Origin of the sequence: Empedobacter brevis (assembly GCF_965118635.1) — a bacterium.
GTDB classification, from domain to species: domain Bacteria; phylum Bacteroidota; class Bacteroidia; order Flavobacteriales; family Weeksellaceae; genus Empedobacter; species Empedobacter brevis_A.
Window position 1 is genome coordinate 145189 of the sequence record NZ_CBCPHV010000002.1, and the last position, 15463, is coordinate 160651.

General features: G+C 29.4%; 18 protein-coding genes. 8 read left to right on the forward strand and 10 right to left on the reverse strand.

Annotated features, from left to right (window positions below):
- The first annotated feature begins 5 nt into the window (after positions 1 to 5).
- From ACMHJW_RS02995 to ACMHJW_RS03005, 3 genes are all read left to right on the forward strand, one after another.
- Positions 6 to 197 carry a cold-shock protein gene (locus tag ACMHJW_RS02995; RefSeq protein ID WP_413531935.1) on the forward strand — a complete coding sequence of 64 codons (192 nt, stop codon included), beginning with the start codon at positions 6 to 8 and terminating at the stop codon, positions 195 to 197.
- A 147-nt stretch (positions 198 to 344) separates the two neighbouring features.
- Positions 345 to 1040 carry a pseudouridine synthase gene (locus tag ACMHJW_RS03000; protein ID WP_413531936.1) on the forward strand — a complete coding sequence of 232 codons (696 nt, stop codon included), beginning with the start codon at positions 345 to 347 and terminating at the stop codon, positions 1038 to 1040.
- Positions 1041 to 1110: 70 nt separating this feature from the next.
- Positions 1111 to 1704, forward strand: a complete 594-nt coding sequence (locus ACMHJW_RS03005; protein ID WP_413531937.1) for a hypothetical protein — start codon at positions 1111 to 1113, stop codon at positions 1702 to 1704.
- Positions 1705 to 1748: 44 nt separating this feature from the next.
- Here ACMHJW_RS03005 and ACMHJW_RS03010 read toward each other — a convergent pair whose 3' ends face one another.
- Genes ACMHJW_RS03010 through ACMHJW_RS03020 form a run of 3 tightly spaced genes read right to left on the reverse strand, consistent with a single transcriptional unit; the run spans position 1749 to position 3564 of the window.
- A complete protein-coding gene (locus ACMHJW_RS03010) occupies positions 1749 to 2450 on the reverse strand; it encodes a ZIP family metal transporter (protein ID WP_413531938.1) in 702 nt (233 codons plus the stop codon).
- Positions 2447 to 3175, reverse strand: a complete 729-nt coding sequence (locus tag ACMHJW_RS03015) for a class I SAM-dependent methyltransferase (RefSeq protein ID WP_413531939.1) — start codon at positions 3173 to 3175, stop codon at positions 2447 to 2449. The genes ACMHJW_RS03010 and ACMHJW_RS03015 overlap by 4 nt, the downstream gene beginning before the upstream one ends.
- 5 nt (positions 3176 to 3180) lie before the next feature.
- Positions 3181 to 3564 (reverse strand): Fur family transcriptional regulator, encoded by a 384-nt coding sequence (locus ACMHJW_RS03020; protein ID WP_413531940.1) that lies wholly within the window; start codon positions 3562 to 3564, stop codon positions 3181 to 3183.
- Between the two features lie 215 nt (positions 3565 to 3779).
- Here ACMHJW_RS03020 and ACMHJW_RS03025 point away from each other — a divergent pair, with 215 nt between their 5' ends.
- Positions 3780 to 4235, forward strand: coding sequence for a DUF4442 domain-containing protein (locus tag ACMHJW_RS03025; RefSeq protein WP_413531941.1), 456 nt, complete (start codon positions 3780 to 3782; stop codon positions 4233 to 4235).
- A gap of 26 nt (positions 4236 to 4261) precedes the next feature.
- Here the strand turns inward: ACMHJW_RS03025 and ACMHJW_RS03030 are convergent, their stop codons facing one another.
- Entirely contained in the window at positions 4262 to 5743 is a 1482-nt protein-coding gene (locus ACMHJW_RS03030; protein ID WP_413531942.1) for a PLP-dependent aminotransferase family protein, read from the reverse strand.
- An 88-nt stretch (positions 5744 to 5831) separates the two neighbouring features.
- Between ACMHJW_RS03030 and ACMHJW_RS03035 the strand changes: the two genes are divergently transcribed.
- Both ACMHJW_RS03035 and ACMHJW_RS03040 read left to right on the forward strand, forming a co-directional pair.
- A complete protein-coding gene (locus ACMHJW_RS03035; protein WP_413531943.1) occupies positions 5832 to 7691 on the forward strand; it encodes a TonB-dependent receptor plug domain-containing protein in 1860 nt (619 codons plus the stop codon).
- A gap of 125 nt (positions 7692 to 7816) precedes the next feature.
- Positions 7817 to 8803 carry a lipoate--protein ligase gene (locus tag ACMHJW_RS03040; RefSeq protein WP_413531944.1) on the forward strand — a complete coding sequence of 329 codons (987 nt, stop codon included), beginning with the start codon at positions 7817 to 7819 and terminating at the stop codon, positions 8801 to 8803.
- Positions 8804 to 8843: 40 nt separating this feature from the next.
- On the opposite strand, the gene ACMHJW_RS03045 is transcribed toward ACMHJW_RS03040, so the two are convergent.
- The 4 genes from ACMHJW_RS03045 to ACMHJW_RS03060 form a co-directional block, all read right to left on the reverse strand.
- Positions 8844 to 9362 (reverse strand): hypothetical protein, encoded by a 519-nt coding sequence (locus ACMHJW_RS03045; RefSeq protein WP_413531945.1) that lies wholly within the window; start codon positions 9360 to 9362, stop codon positions 8844 to 8846.
- A gap of 686 nt (positions 9363 to 10048) precedes the next feature.
- Entirely contained in the window at positions 10049 to 10300 is a 252-nt protein-coding gene (locus ACMHJW_RS03050) for a hypothetical protein (protein ID WP_413531946.1), read from the reverse strand.
- Entirely contained in the window at positions 10281 to 10763 is a 483-nt protein-coding gene (locus ACMHJW_RS03055; protein ID WP_413531947.1) for a PH domain-containing protein, read from the reverse strand. The genes ACMHJW_RS03050 and ACMHJW_RS03055 overlap by 20 nt, the downstream gene beginning before the upstream one ends.
- Positions 10756 to 11028 (reverse strand): DUF2089 family protein, encoded by a 273-nt coding sequence (locus ACMHJW_RS03060; protein ID WP_413531948.1) that lies wholly within the window; start codon positions 11026 to 11028, stop codon positions 10756 to 10758. Before ACMHJW_RS03060 ends, ACMHJW_RS03055 begins: the two co-directional genes overlap by 8 nt.
- A gap of 124 nt (positions 11029 to 11152) precedes the next feature.
- Between ACMHJW_RS03060 and ACMHJW_RS03065 the strand changes: the two genes are divergently transcribed.
- A complete protein-coding gene (locus tag ACMHJW_RS03065; protein WP_413531949.1) occupies positions 11153 to 11695 on the forward strand; it encodes a lipocalin family protein in 543 nt (180 codons plus the stop codon).
- Positions 11696 to 11756: 61 nt separating this feature from the next.
- Here ACMHJW_RS03065 and ACMHJW_RS03070 read toward each other — a convergent pair whose 3' ends face one another.
- Together ACMHJW_RS03070 and ACMHJW_RS03075 are read right to left on the reverse strand one after the other, a co-directional pair.
- Complete coding sequence (locus tag ACMHJW_RS03070) at positions 11757 to 13127, reverse strand: peptidylprolyl isomerase (RefSeq protein WP_413531950.1); 1371 nt, start codon at positions 13125 to 13127, stop codon at positions 11757 to 11759.
- 135 nt (positions 13128 to 13262) lie between these two features.
- Entirely contained in the window at positions 13263 to 14129 is an 867-nt protein-coding gene (locus ACMHJW_RS03075; RefSeq protein ID WP_413531951.1) for a hydroxymethylglutaryl-CoA lyase, read from the reverse strand.
- Between the two features lie 64 nt (positions 14130 to 14193).
- Between ACMHJW_RS03075 and pepT the strand changes: the two genes are divergently transcribed.
- Complete coding sequence (gene pepT, locus ACMHJW_RS03080) at positions 14194 to 15435, forward strand: peptidase T (protein ID WP_413531952.1); 1242 nt, start codon at positions 14194 to 14196, stop codon at positions 15433 to 15435.
- Positions 15436 to 15463: the final 28 nt, after the last annotated feature.

Genomic DNA, 15463 nt, shown 5'->3' on the forward strand with positions numbered 1-15463 from the left:
TAAGTATGCAAGAAGGAACAGTAAAATTCTTCAACGAATCAAAAGGTTTTGGTTTTATCTCTAACGCAAATGGAGGGGAAGATGTTTTTGTACATGTTTCTGGATTAGTTGACAAAGTAAATGAGAATGATCAAGTTACTTTTGATATTGAAAAAGGAAAAAAAGGCTTAATCGCTGTTAATGTAAAAAGAAAATAATTTATAATATAAATTGATTCTTATAGATTAAAAAAGTCCTTATTTTTATAATAAGGACTTTTTGTTTTACAAAATAGTGTGGTAACAATCAAATAAATATAAGAAGGATCTATTTTCTAACCGAAAATAACTTTTTATTTTTGCCAAATGTTAGAAATTCTTTACCAAGATGAGCAACTTATTGCAATTAATAAACCAAGTGGTTTATTGGTTCATAAATCCTTTTATGCGAGAGATGCCAAAGTTTTTGCAATTCAAGAATTGAGAAATCAAATAGGAGGGCAGCATGTTTATCCTATTCATCGTTTAGATCGAAAAACTTCAGGAGTTTTACTTTTTGCTTTAGATAAAGAAAGTCTAAAAATAATGAATGATCGTTTTGCAACCCGCGAAGTGGAAAAGAAATATTTGGCAATTTTGCGAGGATGGTCACCAGAAGAAATGACGATTGATTATCCTTTGACAAATGATGATGGTGTAAAACAAAATGCAATTACTTATTTTCATCGTTTACAAACTTCGGAAATTGATTTAGAATATAACAAACATCCTACTTCACGTTATTGTTTGGTGGAAGCTGTTCCAGAAACTGGGCGAATGCATCAACTACGAAAACATTTCAAACATATTTTTCATCCAATTTTAGGAAGTCGTCCACATGGTTGTAACAAACAAAATAAATTGTGGTTAGAAAATTTTGGATTAAAAGGAATGATGTTGCATGCTCATCAATTAGTTTTTAATCATCCGATCACAAATGAGGAAATTATACTGAATGCAAGTGTTAATGAGGAATTCTTAAAAGTAGCAACTATTTTAAATTTCGACTTGAAAAAATATTGATAGTAGTTGTGTTAAATACTTGAAATTGAGGATAAGATTTCGTAAAATTGCAAGACCAAAAAACTTGCTTATGAAAAACTATTTTTACTCTTTTTTCACTTTATTTCTTTTGTTAAATTGTTCTGAAAAAAAGCTAGAAGTTGAAAAACTTTCTATTGAAGATTTAAAAAAAACAGAAGAATATGCAAATGCTTCTCCTGAAAAACTGAAATTATTTTCTGAATTGAACGCTTTTCAAAGAGATTTGCAAAATAAACAAATCCAAAAAATTCCAGATTATTTAGATTGTCCAAAACGAATTGAAGAATTGGATTTGAATACTAAAAATACAATGATTCGTACAGATATTGAGGCAAATTCATTTCGCTTATCGACAAATTTGGTTACAGATAATTTTGATTTGATTTACAATGAATTGGATTTAAACATTATTAATGAAGCGATAAAATCTATTTCAGAAACGGATTTGTTAGCAAATGATAATGCTTCAACAAATGTGAAAGTTGGTGAATGTGATTATCATACTTCGATTTCCATGAAAAATAACGAAGTGAAATTTGATATTAAATCTGTGGAACAAAATCCTGAATGTAAAAAAGATCAGAAATGGAAATTTGTCTCGAATGGAGAAATTTTAGTTCTAGATCATCGTAAAATATTATAATAACAAAAAAGAAGTTCAATTTTGAACTTCTTTTTTGTTATCTTTTAATGTGAGTGCATTGAAACTGTGAGATAAGCAAGAACGAAACCAATCAAAATAGAACCGAACTTTTTTAAATTAAATTTGTGTCCTTCATTACTTTCAAATAGAATAACGGTTGAAATATGTAAAAATATTCCTGAAACAATTGCACTCATTTCCAAAGAATAATTAGAAATAAGCGTATGTTTTCCTAAGAAATATCCCATTGGAGCAGCTAAAGCAAACAGCGCCATAAAAAGAAATCGCTTTGCATTGGATTCTGTATGCTGACATAATGCACTAAACAAAATCATCGAAACGGGAATATTATGCACAAAAATTGCCCACATAAAATTGTGAGATTCTGCATTTGCAACTGGAATTCCTTCTATAATTGAATGCAAAAACAATCCTCCAAAAATTCCAAATGGAAATTGCTCTTGCTGATGCAAATGAATATGTCCATGTTCAACACCTTTACTAATAGTTTCTAAAATATATTGAACAATAACGCCTAATAATACAAATAATCCAATAGAATGATGACTATGATTTTCAGTAGGATGTCCATAAACTTGTGGCAGAATTTCTAAAACTGTCATAGCTAAGAAATATGCTCCACTAAAAGTTAATAGTAGTTTAGAATTGTGCTTATTTTTGAGTAAAATTCGAGAGAAAAGTACACCAATTAAAACACTAGAGATTAAGATTAAACTTTCTATCATTTATTTAAAACTAAAATTAATCGATCTGAAGATTTTTCATCAAAAGCATCAAGATTATAATTCCCAAATACTTTATCTAAGATAAAACCTTCCGTTTCGTATATTTTCTTGAAATCATTAAAGTAAATTAAGCGTACAAATTCTTCGAAATGAAAATCTTCGCCTTTATCTGTGAAATCAATTTCTTTTTTTATAAAACCATTTTCAATAGATTTTGTAATCTTGAATAATATTCCATCAATCAATTTTTCTTCATAAGGAATCATTGTGGCAACAGTTTTTTCAGCATTCAAATAATCAAAAACAAAAATTCCATTCGATTTTATTTGCTCTTTTACAGCTTCAAAAACTTTAAAATTATCTTCGTATTCTTCGAAATATCCAAAACTTGTAAATAGATTGAAAACTGCATCAAACTCGTTTGGATGATAAACTTCGCGCATATCATGTTTTTCGAATTTCAAGGTTTCATTCTCAAATTGCTTCGCATATTTTATACTTTCTTCCGATAAATCGATTCCTAAAACATCAAAACCTAATTTGTTTAATGTGATAGAATGTCGACCTTTTCCGCAAGCTAAATCTAAGATTTTTGCATGTTTTGGGAGATGTAAATAATCTGTAATTTTCTTGATGAAATCTTCCGCTTCTGTTAAGCTTCTATTTTTGTATAAGATATGATAATATGGTGAATTAAACCATTTTACGAACCATTGTAAATCCATTGTTGTTAGTTGTTTTTGCAGTTTCGACAAATTCCTGTGATAACACAATTGCAATCTTGCATTAAAAATCCTTCTGGTAAATTTATTTTTATTTCTTCGTTCAAGCAGATTAGCTTATTGCAACTTTTGCACCGAAAATGAAAATGATCGTGATGATGTTGTTTATGTTCACAATGCGTTTTGCACATCGCAAAATAATTTACTCCATCATCTCCTACAATTTTATGCATTATTCCATCTTTACAAAAATTATTCAGAATACGATAAATCGTAGCTCTATCCATTTTCCCATGTAATTCCGCCTCGATTTGTTCCTGATTTAATGCCGTAGAACACGAATCGAACAAATCTAAAACCGCTTGTTTTGTTGGAGTATTTCGCCTTTTCATTTCTTAATGCAAATATGTTGCAATAATACAAAGAATCTTTTTATAAAAAAAATCCATTCACATTTGAATTTCTTATTGTTTTAAATAATATGTTGCTAAAGAATTTTAATCAGATCAGCCTAAATAATTTCATTTTCAAAAAAACTTTTTAATTATAGTTCTCAATTTCCATATTTATTCTATATTGAAATTTGAATAAAATAAGATCTATTTATATGAATAAAGAAATTTTTAAAAATATTTTGACAACCCAAATTCCAATTGCATGGATTGCTGGTGTTCGTCTTGAATCTTGGGAAGAAAATAAAGTTTCGACAAGAGTAAAATATGGTTTTCTTAATCAAAATCCGTTCAAAAGTATGTTTTGGGCAGTACAAGGAATGGCAGCAGAGTTTTCTTCTGGGTTGATGGCAAATGCCAAAGTAACAAAATCTGGAGAAGATATTTCTATGCTAGTTTTGGGAATGCAATCTAAGTATTTGAAAAAAGCTGTTGGTAAAATTGTATTTACATGCGAAGATGGAGAAAAAATAGATGCAGCAATAAAAGAAGCAATTGAAACAAAAAAAGGAATTTCGCTAAATGTGACAAGTAGAGGAGTTGATGAAGAAGGTGATATTGTTTCTGAATTTCAATTTACTTGGACTTTCAAATTAAGAGATAAAAAGTAAATCCTATTTGATATAAAAGCTGAAATTTATTCAGCTTTTTTTGTTATTTCTTGTTTCAAAATGGAAATTACTTCATCAATTTCTTCAAAATTTAGATGAGCGAATCCAATACGAATTCCTGTTTGATGCTGTGTTTGATATAAAATTGTTTGTGGAATAAATAAATCATTTTTTGCGCAATCTTGTTTCAATTTCATCAAATTAATAGGTTGATTAAAATTAATCCAAACTGCTAAACCTCCATTTGGTATGCTGAAATGGATATATTCAGCTAATTCAGTTTTTAATTTTTGACAAAAATAATCGCAACGTTCACGATATGTTTTTCGATGTTTTTTTAGAATTCTATTAATCTCGCCTTCGCTAATCATTTCACCTAAAACTTGTTCTATAAAAGGATCAACTTGTTGATCGAGAATAGATAAATGTTTTTTAGCTTCGAGAATTAAATTTTTCGGTGCAACAATAAATCCTATTCGATAACCAGGAGCTAGATAATGCCCAAATTTTCCCGTATAAATAACCATTCCATTCTGATTTGAATTTGCCAAAGGTAAAATAGGATGATTGTTATAATGAAAGTCAAAATCGTAATCGTCTTCCACAATTGCAAAGCCAAATTCTTCCGAAAGTTGTAATAATTCTACTCTTCTTTGAGAACTTAATGTAACGGTTGTAGGATAATGATGAAGCGGCGTAACATAAACAATTCTAATTGGAAATTGTTCGCACAATTTTCTTAAATCATTTGTATCAATCCCAAATTCATCGGTTTTTATTTGTTTAATTTTAGCAAATTGAGTTTGAAATATCATATTGCTTTTATAATAACTTAAACTTGCAACAGCAACAAAATCATTTTGTTTCAATAGAATTTCAGCAATTAAAAATAGGGAAATTTCGGAACTTCTTGTGACTAAAATATTCTCTTTCGAAATGTGTAAACCTCTTGTTAAATTGAGATAATTGGCTAAATTTTTCAAAAAATAATCATTCTTAGATTGATTGATTTTCGAAATAGAAGTTTTACGTTTTAAAATAGTTGAATATAATTTTGCAGGAAGTTTTAGTTCTGCCAAACGATGATCGATTGTGCCATCTGTTAAATATAATCGTTGATTGAAATTCTCGTAAGGATTGTCTAAAAGTATAGATTGCTCAAATTCAAAACCCGTTTCATTTGGATAAGAATTAATAGAAAATTGATTTGGTACAATTGTTTTCTGAAATTTTTGAGATGCTAAACTTAGCACATAACTTCCTTTATTAGGAATAATTTCTATCCATCCTTGCGCTTCAAGTTCTTGAAAACTATTAACAATTGTATTTCGATGAAGCGTTAAAATTTTACTTAATTGTCTAGTTCCTAGTAGTTTTGTTCCATTAGGTATATAACCAAGTTGTATTGCTTTAGCTAGTTGATTAGCTAATTGGAGATATATTGGCGTATTAGAATTACGATCAATTTCGATAAAACTTTTATAAGGTATTTCAGCCGGACTATTCATTATCTATAAACTGGTATATTACGGTAGGTCGGAAAGATACTACTTTCGTACCGGATTTAACTCCATTTATAAAAATAATTAATCAAAAATGAAGAAGTTTACTGTGGTATTGTGTTTATTAGCACAAAGTATTTTTGCACAAAATACGAATGATACCATTGCAATAGGAGAAGTTTCTATTTTAGATAATCGTTTAAATACACCATTATCTAAAGAAAATAGAAATATATATGTATTAAGCAAATCAGAAATAAACAAATTACCTGCTCGTTCTTTACAAGATGTATTGCAATATGCATCTGGAATAGATTTGCGCCAACGTGGACCATTTGGTACACAAGCAGATATTTCGATGGATGGAGGTAGTTTTGAGCAAACGTTGCTTTTATTAAATGGTGTAAAAATTATGGATCATCAAACGGCTCATAATGCGTTAAATCTTCCTATTCCGATTGAAGCTATAGAACGAATTGAAGTGGTACGTGGTCCGGCTGCTCGTGTTTATGGAAATAATAGTTTGACAGGAGTTATCAATATCGTAACACGTAAACCTAAGAAAACCGGAGTTTATGCGAATACTTATTTTGGTACAAATTTTAAGAAAGATGCTGAAGATACAGGAGATACATACACAAATAGAGGTATGCAACTTGGTGCAAATTTAGCAAAAGAAACGCATCAACATCAGTTGTATGTAAGTCATGATTATGGAAATGGTTATCGATACAACACAGCTTACGAAAACAATAAATTGTATTATCAAGGTAATTTTGAATTTAATGATGCAAATAGTTTAGCAGCTTCGTATGGTTATGTGAAAAATGGTTTTGGAGCAAATGGTTTTTATGCTTCTCCGGGTGATAAAAACTCAAAAGAAGTAGTAGAAACAACATTGGTTAACATTCAGTCAAAACATAAGCTTTCCGATCGAATTTCATTAGCGCCAAGAGTTAGTTATCGTTATAATTTTGATGATTATCGTTATTTTAAAAATGATTTGAATAAAGCACGATCTTTACATTATTCAAACTCTATTTCGGGAGAAGTAAATTCTACTTATCAATTAAATAAAGGGCAAATTGGAGTAGGAGTTGAATATAGAAATGAACAAATTTCTTCTACAAATATCAAAAATCATACGCGAGATAATGTCGGATTTTATGCGGAATATAAAACAGATATAACGCCAAAATTGAATGTAAATGTAGGAACTTATGTAAATTACAATTCACAATATGGTTGGCAAGCTTTTCCTGGAATTGATGCAAGTTATGCCGTAAATTCAAACTTGAAATTGATGGTTAATGCAGGTTCAAGTCAGCGTATTCCATCATTTACAGATTTATATTTAGATCAACGTCCTGGAAATATAGGGAATCCAAATGTAGAATCTGAAAAGGCTTTTCAAACTGAAATTGGATTTAAGTACAATAAGAGAAATTGGACATTAAATGGTTACTATTTTTATCGTTCAATCACAGATTTTATCGATTGGGTACGTTTGACAACCAATGAACCTTGGCAAGCTCAAAATTTTGGAGATTTAAGAACAAACGGATTTAATACCAAAGTTTCTTACTTGGCAAATCTTTCAGCAAAACAAAGTTTAAAATTTTCTTTAAGCTATTCTTATCTTGATCCAAAGTTCAAAAATGTAGATGATATTTACAATTCTAAATATAAAATAGAAAGTTTAAAACATCAGTTAATCAATACAATAGATTATCAAATCGGAAGTACTACTTTAAGTGTGGCGAATCGATACAATACGCGTCAATCTTATAAATCATATTGGATTACCGATGCAAGAATTAATCATTCATTCAAGAATAATTTGAGCATTTATTTTGATGCGCAAAATATCTTTAACACTTCATATAACGAAGCAGGAGCAATTCCTTTGCCAACAACTTGGATGAGTTTAGGCGTTAAGTTTACTGGATTTTAAATGATGACAAACATTTAAAATCCCTTTTAATAGTTTATATTATAAATGCGATGAGACAACTTTCTTTTGAAAGTTGTCTCTTTTGATTCCATAAATTTCTTCCTAACTTTACAAAAATAATTAGTATGATTATCATCGATTCGCCATCCCACGATGCTTATTTCAATATAGCTTTAGAAGAATATTTATTGTATCAATATCCAGCAGAAGATATTTTTTTATTGTACATCAATGCTCCATCAATTATTATTGGAAAATTCCAAAATACGCTGGCCGAAATTAATTTAGATTATTTAACCGAGAATAATATCAAAGTCGTTCGCAGAATGTCGGGTGGAGGAGCTGTTTATCACGATTTGGGAAATCTAAATTTTTCTTTCCATACATTATTGGGACAAAACGATTTTATGGATTTTTCGACGTTTACAAAACCTGTGATCAATTTATTGAATAAATTAAATGTTCCTGCAAAATTAGAAGGAAGAAACGATTTGTTGGTTGATGGAAAAAAGTTTAGTGGAAATGCAAAATTGGCTCGAAATGGTAAAATGATTCAACACGGAACGATACTTTTTAATTCTGATATGTCTGTTTTAGAAAATGCTTTAAAGATTAATCCATTAAAATATGTAGATAAAGCAATTAAATCTAACCGAGCTCGAGTGATTAATCTGATTGAATATTTTCCAAACGAAATGACAACGGAAGAATTGAAAACTTTGTTGATTGACGAAATGTTAGCAACAAATGAAGGTTCTAAAATCTATAAATTAACAAACGAAGATTTGGCTGGAGTTGCAAAATTGATTGAAGAAAAATATCAAACCTGGGATTGGAATTTCGGATTTTCTCCAAAATATAATTTCAAAAATGCGAAGAAAATTCCTGCAGGTTTTATCGAAGTTCATTTGGATGTTGAGCGAGGAGGAACAATAGAAAAGGCAAAAATATTTGGTGATTTCTTTGCTTCTGAACCGATTGAAGATTTAGAACATAAACTAATTGGTGTTAAACACAACGAAGAAGAAATTGCAAACGTTTTAAACGAAGTCGATGTTACAGCTTATTTTGGAAAAGTAAAAACAGAAGAGATTTTAGAATTATTTCGTTAAGATAATAAACGAAATCCATCAATATTCTATTAAGATTAAATCAACTTTTAGTAGAAAGATCAATGATTTTTTCTACTAAAAGTTTCGATTTTGGTAAGTTGGAATGCATTCGTTGCGTAACATAATCTTCATATAACTCCACTTTAATGATTTCTACATCTTTCGGAATTTTGTAATATTCTTCCTTCGAATAATTATATCCTTTGACGTTTGCACTTTCTTTCCCTGGAATATTTAAGATTTCTACGTTATATTTTAATGTCATAGAATTCCCTATTTTTTGTCCTTCTTCTAAATGTATTTTTCTAACATTGTATATAGAAAGACCGCCTGAAGAAATATTACCTTGTAATTTTAAAGCAAGATTTTTATTTGATTTGTTTTTTATGAAGATTGCATGTTCCAATCTTTTTGTATTTGATTTCGGATTATTTTTTCTTGCTTCAGTATTTTGAGAAGTTATTCGTGAAGGAGTTTCAATAATCGTTTCTATTTTTAATTTATTCTGCGTCGAACAATTGAAAAATGGAAAGAATATAAACAGATAATGCAGTTTCATTTTTAATTTTAAAATTACAGCTTATCAAACTTTCAAATAATAGCCATTTTTAGCTAATTGATAAGTTAGTAATATGTTCTTATAAAAAAAACAAAGAGCATTTTTGCTCTTTGTTTTAATAACCTAACCAACCTATATACTATGAAAAACTTGTATAATCTTAAAATTTTATTGTTACGACTAACAATTACAGATGCAAATTTATAAATAAGAATTTGGTTTTAAATTGATGTAGATCAATAAATAACAATAAAATTATTATTTTTAATGAAACTAAATTATGAGGTTTTGTAGTTAAGATAAAGAATTATTTATTATTAAAGAATTACAAATATCCTTTTTCATATTTTTAATGGTATTAATAGTGATAATATTGAAGTTGAAACGATAATAAATAACACGACAGCAATGAAAGGAAGAACTTGTTTAGTGCTTTTCATATTTGTTACAGTTTTAAAACCAATGAACAAATAATAAAACATACTGCTTAAGAAAAATAATGAGATAAATGCAACAATTAAAAGGACAATCATTGTTGGAGTTTCTTGTAAAACTTCGAGATTATTAGATGAAATTCCTTTCAAAACTTTATCTAAATTTTTGTTCACAATCGGAATAAAATTGATAATTAATACCATATAATAAACTATTCTCGAGATTAACACAACATTTATAATATCTATAACTCATGTTCTGTTATTGATGATTTTTCCTAAAATGTAAAATAGGAGGATAGCAATTGCTAAATTTCTCGTATTTTGATACAATAAATCGAGATAAGAATAAGAAATTCCATTTTTCTTAATACTTAAAAAATCAGGGAAAAAAGATTCACTAATTTTGGCAATATAAGTGAAAAAGAAATGAGCAAATAGTCCAATAAAAAGCAACGTTTTTTCATCAAAATAAGCAAACGGATTAAGGATTTTTTTTATCATTTTTTAGTGTATTTATTGTGTGAATGAATTCCTCAGGTAAATCGCAACTAATTAAATATTTTGCATTTTCTAGTTCAATAGCAACAAGTTTTGTACGATCTTTTATATTGCATTTATAATTATCCATAGATATTCCAATCAATACATAAATGCCACGCGCTCCTATGATCATTAAATTATTTTGAGATTTTCTAGCAATATTTTCTATTTCATTTATAGGAATAATTGTCGTCCTAATTTTAGAAATAAGATAAATATTATTCAAATCAACTTTAATTTTATTTAAAGAGAAAAGATAACAACCAATAATTAGTGGAGTTATAACAGCCCAATATATAATATTAGGAGTTAAATTAGGTTCGTTATAAGACATTGCAAATCCAATCAAAATCAACAGAGAGATTAATAAATAAGTCGTTGTCTTAAAAAATGACGACATAGAAACTGTAAATTCTTTATTCATCTGATATTGTATTTATTTTTTTAATCAAATCATCAACTTTATTTCTCATGGTTGGATAACTCACTTCAAATTCTTTTGCCATATCCTTTAAACTTCCAGAATTCATAAAAAATTTCATAATAAATGCTTGTTCTTCATTGGTAAGTTTAAGAAATAAAGGAAGTTTGTAGTTTCCTACAACTTGGGTTTCACAATGGTTGCAAATCAACTTTTCAACAGCTAATTCTTCTGTGCAACTAGGACATATAACGGGAAGTTTTTTCATTGTTTTAAATAAAATTAAAATTACTTTTAATAAAGTTAAATAAAAATTTAATTAATTAAAAATATAAAATCATGTTTTTTAAATTTAATTTTATTGATACATTTGTAAATAAAGTTTTAGTAAAATGAATTTTAAGAAATTAGCTCTTGCGGCTTTAGCCTTAGGGACAACAGCATATATTGTTAAACATAATAAGAAAAATGTAAAATATAAACCAGCCCAAAATTTTGATTTAGAAGAATTTTTAGGGCGTTGGTACGAAATTGCACGCTTAGAGAATAAACCTCAAAGAGGGCAAACAAATGTTACGCATCGCTTTAATTTGGATGAAGATAGTGGACAATTGGAAGTGATTGTACGTGGTTATAATCCGAAGAAAAAAGGGTGGGAGAAAATTGAAGGAATTGCAACACAAGATATAGATAATGTAGGCTTGTTTTCAACCGCGTTTTTACCAATTTTTGCAAAAAAACTATATGTAATAGATTTTGACAAAGATTACAACAATGCTTTGGTTGCAAGTGAAGATTATAAAAAAATCTGGATATTGTCGCGTAAAAAAGAGATTTCTGATAAGGTAAAAGAAAGATTTTCTGATTCGTTGATGAAAGTAGGATTTGATCCAAATAAATTAATTTGGCCTTCTCAAGTTCCGATTCTTAAATAAAAATATTACTGTTTAAATAATACAAAAAAACCTCGAGAATTTCTCGAGGTTTTCTGTTTTATTATTTTTGGTTTTTCTTTTCCCAATCGATAGGAAAATTACAGTTTTGATATTCTTTTCCTACTTTGATGTAAGCATCACCAACTTGGCGTTTTACCCAATCCATCAACATTGAGCGTTCTTTATCCTGAACGGCAAATTTTTGGATTCTATAATAATCATCTTGATAGTTGATTTTATGTTCAGGATAGAATTTATTAATTTTTAAGATTCTTAATGCTTTACGGTTTTCAAAATCATCTTCGAAAACTTGAGAAATATCTCCTTCATTTAATGTTGCAATCGCAGAGAACATTGGTAGAGGTAAAGCTACTTTTTCGAAACGGTCATCACCAGAATTTTGGTTCATGATATTTCCTGAATTGAACTTTGTGTATTTATCATCAGAAAATTTTAAAGCAGCATCTTTAAACGTCATTTTTCCGTCGTTGATTAAAACTCGAACTGAATCTAATTTATTGTAAGCGGCTTTTATTTCTTCTTCAGTTGGTTTCAATGAAATTAAAATATGACGTAAATCCAATTCTTGTCCACGACGTTTTTCTAATTTAATAATATGATATCCAAAATCAGTTTTGAATGGTTCAGAAATTTCACCTTCTTGTAAGTTGAACGCAACGGCATCAAATTCTTTTACCATTTTACCTCGAGAAACTTTTTTATATTCTCCTCCGTTACTAGCAGAACCTGGATCTTCTGAATATAAAATCGCTTTCGTAGCAAAAGAAGCACCTTCTTCGATTTCTTTTTTGATCTCTTTTAATTGATCAATAATTTTTTGTTGATTTTCTTGTGAAACTTCTGGAAAAGTTACAATGTGGCTGATTGAAACTTCGTCTTTTACATCTGGTAATTCACCTTGGTGTTTTTCAAAGAATAAACGAACTTCTTCTGGTGTAGCATCTGCACCTTTTACAACCATGTTTCTTTTTTCACGAGCATAAATATTATCTTCTACAATATATTTTGTCTCGTTCTTCATTTCAGCCATTGTACGGAATCCGAAATAATCTAAGATTTGTTTTTCACCTCCAGCTTGTGCGATCCAACCTTCGATTTGACCATTTAATTGACGAGTTACCTCATCTTGTGTTACTTTGATTAAAGTATCTTGTTTTGCACGATCGACCAACATTTTGTCTAACATAATGTCATTTAGGAAATCACATTTGTCTTCTACTTGCATTCCTTGTTGTTTTGACAATAAATAGTCACGATCTACATCAGATTCCAAAACAATCTGATTTCCGACAACAGCAGCTATACCATCTACTTTAGCAAGACGTTTTGGAGTCGGTTTTGCTGTTTGTGCAAAAGTATTTACCGTAAATAATGCTGCAATTAGCAACATCATACTCGATTTAAATTTCATATACTTTAATTTCATTTTAATATTCTAAGTTTGATAAAAAGATTATCAATTAGCAAATTTAACTTTTTTTGTTAAAGTCCAACATATTTTAATTTCCTTTAACAAAAGAATTGATTATTTAGTTTATTGTTAAGATTAAACTAAATCAAATGTTCTCAATGAAACATTCCATGCAGATTCGAAATCAAAAAGATTTAATCCATGTTTTTCTTTATGCTCATTTGCGAAACTAATTAGCTTTTCGGTTGGCATATTTCCAACCATATCACTTTTTGACATTGGGCATCCTCCTAAGCCTTTTATCGCACCGTCAAAACGACGACAACCATTATCATAAGCAGCTTTTACTTTAGAATGCCATTCGTTATAAACAGTATGAAAATGAGCTCCAAATTCTATTTCTGGATAATGCGGAATCAAATTTTGAAACAAATCTACAATTGTTTGTTCATCTGCAATTCCGATTGTATCAGACAAATTAATAGATGAAATGCCAATATCAGCCATTTTTTTTGACCATTGTTTCACGATTTCTTCATTCCAAGTTTCTCCATAAGGATTTCCAAAAGCCATAGAAAGATAAATTAGCATATGTTTTCCATTGTCATTTGCAATTTGTTTGATCTCTTTTACCATTTCAAACGCTTCTTCTCGGCTTTTATTGGTATTGAATTGCTGAAAGTTTTCTGAAATAGAAAATGGAAATCCAATAATATCTACTTTTTCATGTTCAGCAGCTTTCATTGCGCCACTTTTATTAGCGACAACAACAGATAATTTTGATCTCGAATTGGTTTTATCAATATTGTCTAAAACTTCTTTCGTATCAGCCATTTGAGGAATTGCTTTTGGCGAAACAAAACTTCCACAATCTATAGCCTCAAAACCAACAGTTAATAATCGATTTAAGTAATCAATCTTTTTATCAGTTGGTATAAAATCTTTACGTCCCTGCATAGCATCCCGCGGACATTCAATAATTTTAAAAGTAACGTCACTCATTTTTTTGGTTTATTTGCGCCTTAAAGGTAGATAATTTAGTAATTTTGACAAAAATTAAAACGCAATGCAAACAGAATGGAGAGAAAAGTTAGTAACACGCTTTTTGAAATACGTTAAAACTTATACTGAAAGTGAAGCTTTCTTAGATAAATTTCCAAGTACAGATCGTCAATGGGATTTAGCAAATTATTTAGTAGAAGAATTGAAACAAATTGGTTTAGAAGATGTTTCGATTGACGAAAATGGATATGTTTTCGGTTATGTTCCTTCTACAGTAGATTATGCTGTTCCTACAATTGGTTTTGTTTCTCATATGGATACATCACCAGACTTTTCTGGAGAAAATGTAAAACCACAAATTTGGGAAAATTATGATGGTGGAGATTTAAAATTGAATGAATCAATGTTTTTATCTCCTAACGAATTTCCAGAATTATTACAATACAAAGGACAAACAATCATCACTACAGATGGTACAACATTATTAGGAGCTGATGATAAAGCTGGTGTTGCAGAAATTGTTACGGCAGCCGAATATTTGATCGCTCATCCAGAAATTAAACACGGACGTATCGCTATTGGTTTCACGCCTGATGAAGAAGTAGGACGTGGAGCAGATTTCTTTAATGTTGAGAAATTTGGTGCAGAATGGGGTTACACAATGGATGGTTCTGAAATTGGAGAATTAGAATACGAAAACTTCAATGCTGCTTCAGGAATCGTTACAATTAAAGGTAAATCTGTTCATCCAGGTTATGCAAAAGATAAAATGATTAATGCATCGAATATTGCATTAGAATTTGCGGCTCAATTACCAAATGACGAAGTTCCTGAATTAACTGAAGGACGCGATGGATTTTTCCATTTAGCTAAAATTACAGGAAATGTTACAGAAGCGAAAATGGTTTACATTATTCGTGATCATGATATGGAACAATACGAAGCGCGCAAAGCTTTATTCTTACAAATTGCAGCAGATATTCAAGAGCGTTTTGATCATGAAGTAATTACTGCAGAAGTTTCGGATCAATATTTTAATATGATTGAGAAAGTAAAAGAGAAATTCCAATCTGTTGAAATTGCTGAACAAGCTTTGAAAGATTGTGGAGTTACACCAAACATCAAACCAATTCGTGGTGGTACAGATGGTGCTCGTTTATCTTTTATGGGATTACCTTGTCCTAACATTTTTGCAGGAGGACATAACTTCCACGGGCCTTACGAATATGTGCCTGTAGAATCTATGGAAAAAGCAACAGAAATTATTGTACGTATTGCAGAATTAACAGCTGCAGGAGCTAAATAATTTTAACAATATACTTTAAAAATAACTT

Excerpts from the sequence above, each read along its gene's own strand:
- ACMHJW_RS03020 (WP_413531940.1), bottom strand. The coding sequence starts at position 3,564 with ATGAAAAGGCGAAATACTCCAACAAAACAAGCGGTTTTAGATTTGTTC.
- ACMHJW_RS03035 (WP_413531943.1), top strand. The coding sequence starts at position 5,832 with ATGAAGAAGTTTACTGTGGTATTGTGTTTATTAGCACAAAGTATTTTT.
- ACMHJW_RS03010 (WP_413531938.1), bottom strand. The coding sequence starts at position 2,450 with ATGATAGAAAGTTTAATCTTAATCTCTAGTGTTTTAATTGGTGTACTT.
- ACMHJW_RS03005 (WP_413531937.1), top strand. The coding sequence starts at position 1,111 with ATGAAAAACTATTTTTACTCTTTTTTCACTTTATTTCTTTTGTTAAAT.
- ACMHJW_RS03050 (WP_413531946.1), bottom strand. The coding sequence starts at position 10,300 with ATGATAAAAAAAATCCTTAATCCGTTTGCTTATTTTGATGAAAAAACG.
- ACMHJW_RS03025 (WP_413531941.1), top strand. The coding sequence starts at position 3,780 with ATGAATAAAGAAATTTTTAAAAATATTTTGACAACCCAAATTCCAATT.
- ACMHJW_RS03070 (WP_413531950.1), bottom strand. The coding sequence starts at position 13,127 with ATGAAATTTAAATCGAGTATGATGTTGCTAATTGCAGCATTATTTACG.
- ACMHJW_RS03075 (WP_413531951.1), bottom strand. The coding sequence starts at position 14,129 with ATGAGTGACGTTACTTTTAAAATTATTGAATGTCCGCGGGATGCTATG.
- ACMHJW_RS03045 (WP_413531945.1), bottom strand. The coding sequence starts at position 9,362 with ATGAAACTGCATTATCTGTTTATATTCTTTCCATTTTTCAATTGTTCG.
- ACMHJW_RS03015 (WP_413531939.1), bottom strand. The coding sequence starts at position 3,175 with ATGGATTTACAATGGTTCGTAAAATGGTTTAATTCACCATATTATCAT.
- ACMHJW_RS03055 (WP_413531947.1), bottom strand. The coding sequence starts at position 10,763 with ATGAATAAAGAATTTACAGTTTCTATGTCGTCATTTTTTAAGACAACG.
- ACMHJW_RS03000 (WP_413531936.1), top strand. The coding sequence starts at position 345 with ATGTTAGAAATTCTTTACCAAGATGAGCAACTTATTGCAATTAATAAA.
- ACMHJW_RS03065 (WP_413531949.1), top strand. The coding sequence starts at position 11,153 with ATGAATTTTAAGAAATTAGCTCTTGCGGCTTTAGCCTTAGGGACAACA.
- ACMHJW_RS03030 (WP_413531942.1), bottom strand. The coding sequence starts at position 5,743 with ATGAATAGTCCGGCTGAAATACCTTATAAAAGTTTTATCGAAATTGAT.
- ACMHJW_RS03060 (WP_413531948.1), bottom strand. The coding sequence starts at position 11,028 with ATGAAAAAACTTCCCGTTATATGTCCTAGTTGCACAGAAGAATTAGCT.
- ACMHJW_RS02995 (WP_413531935.1), top strand. The coding sequence starts at position 6 with ATGCAAGAAGGAACAGTAAAATTCTTCAACGAATCAAAAGGTTTTGGT.
- pepT (WP_413531952.1), top strand. The coding sequence starts at position 14,194 with ATGCAAACAGAATGGAGAGAAAAGTTAGTAACACGCTTTTTGAAATAC.
- ACMHJW_RS03040 (WP_413531944.1), top strand. The coding sequence starts at position 7,817 with ATGATTATCATCGATTCGCCATCCCACGATGCTTATTTCAATATAGCT.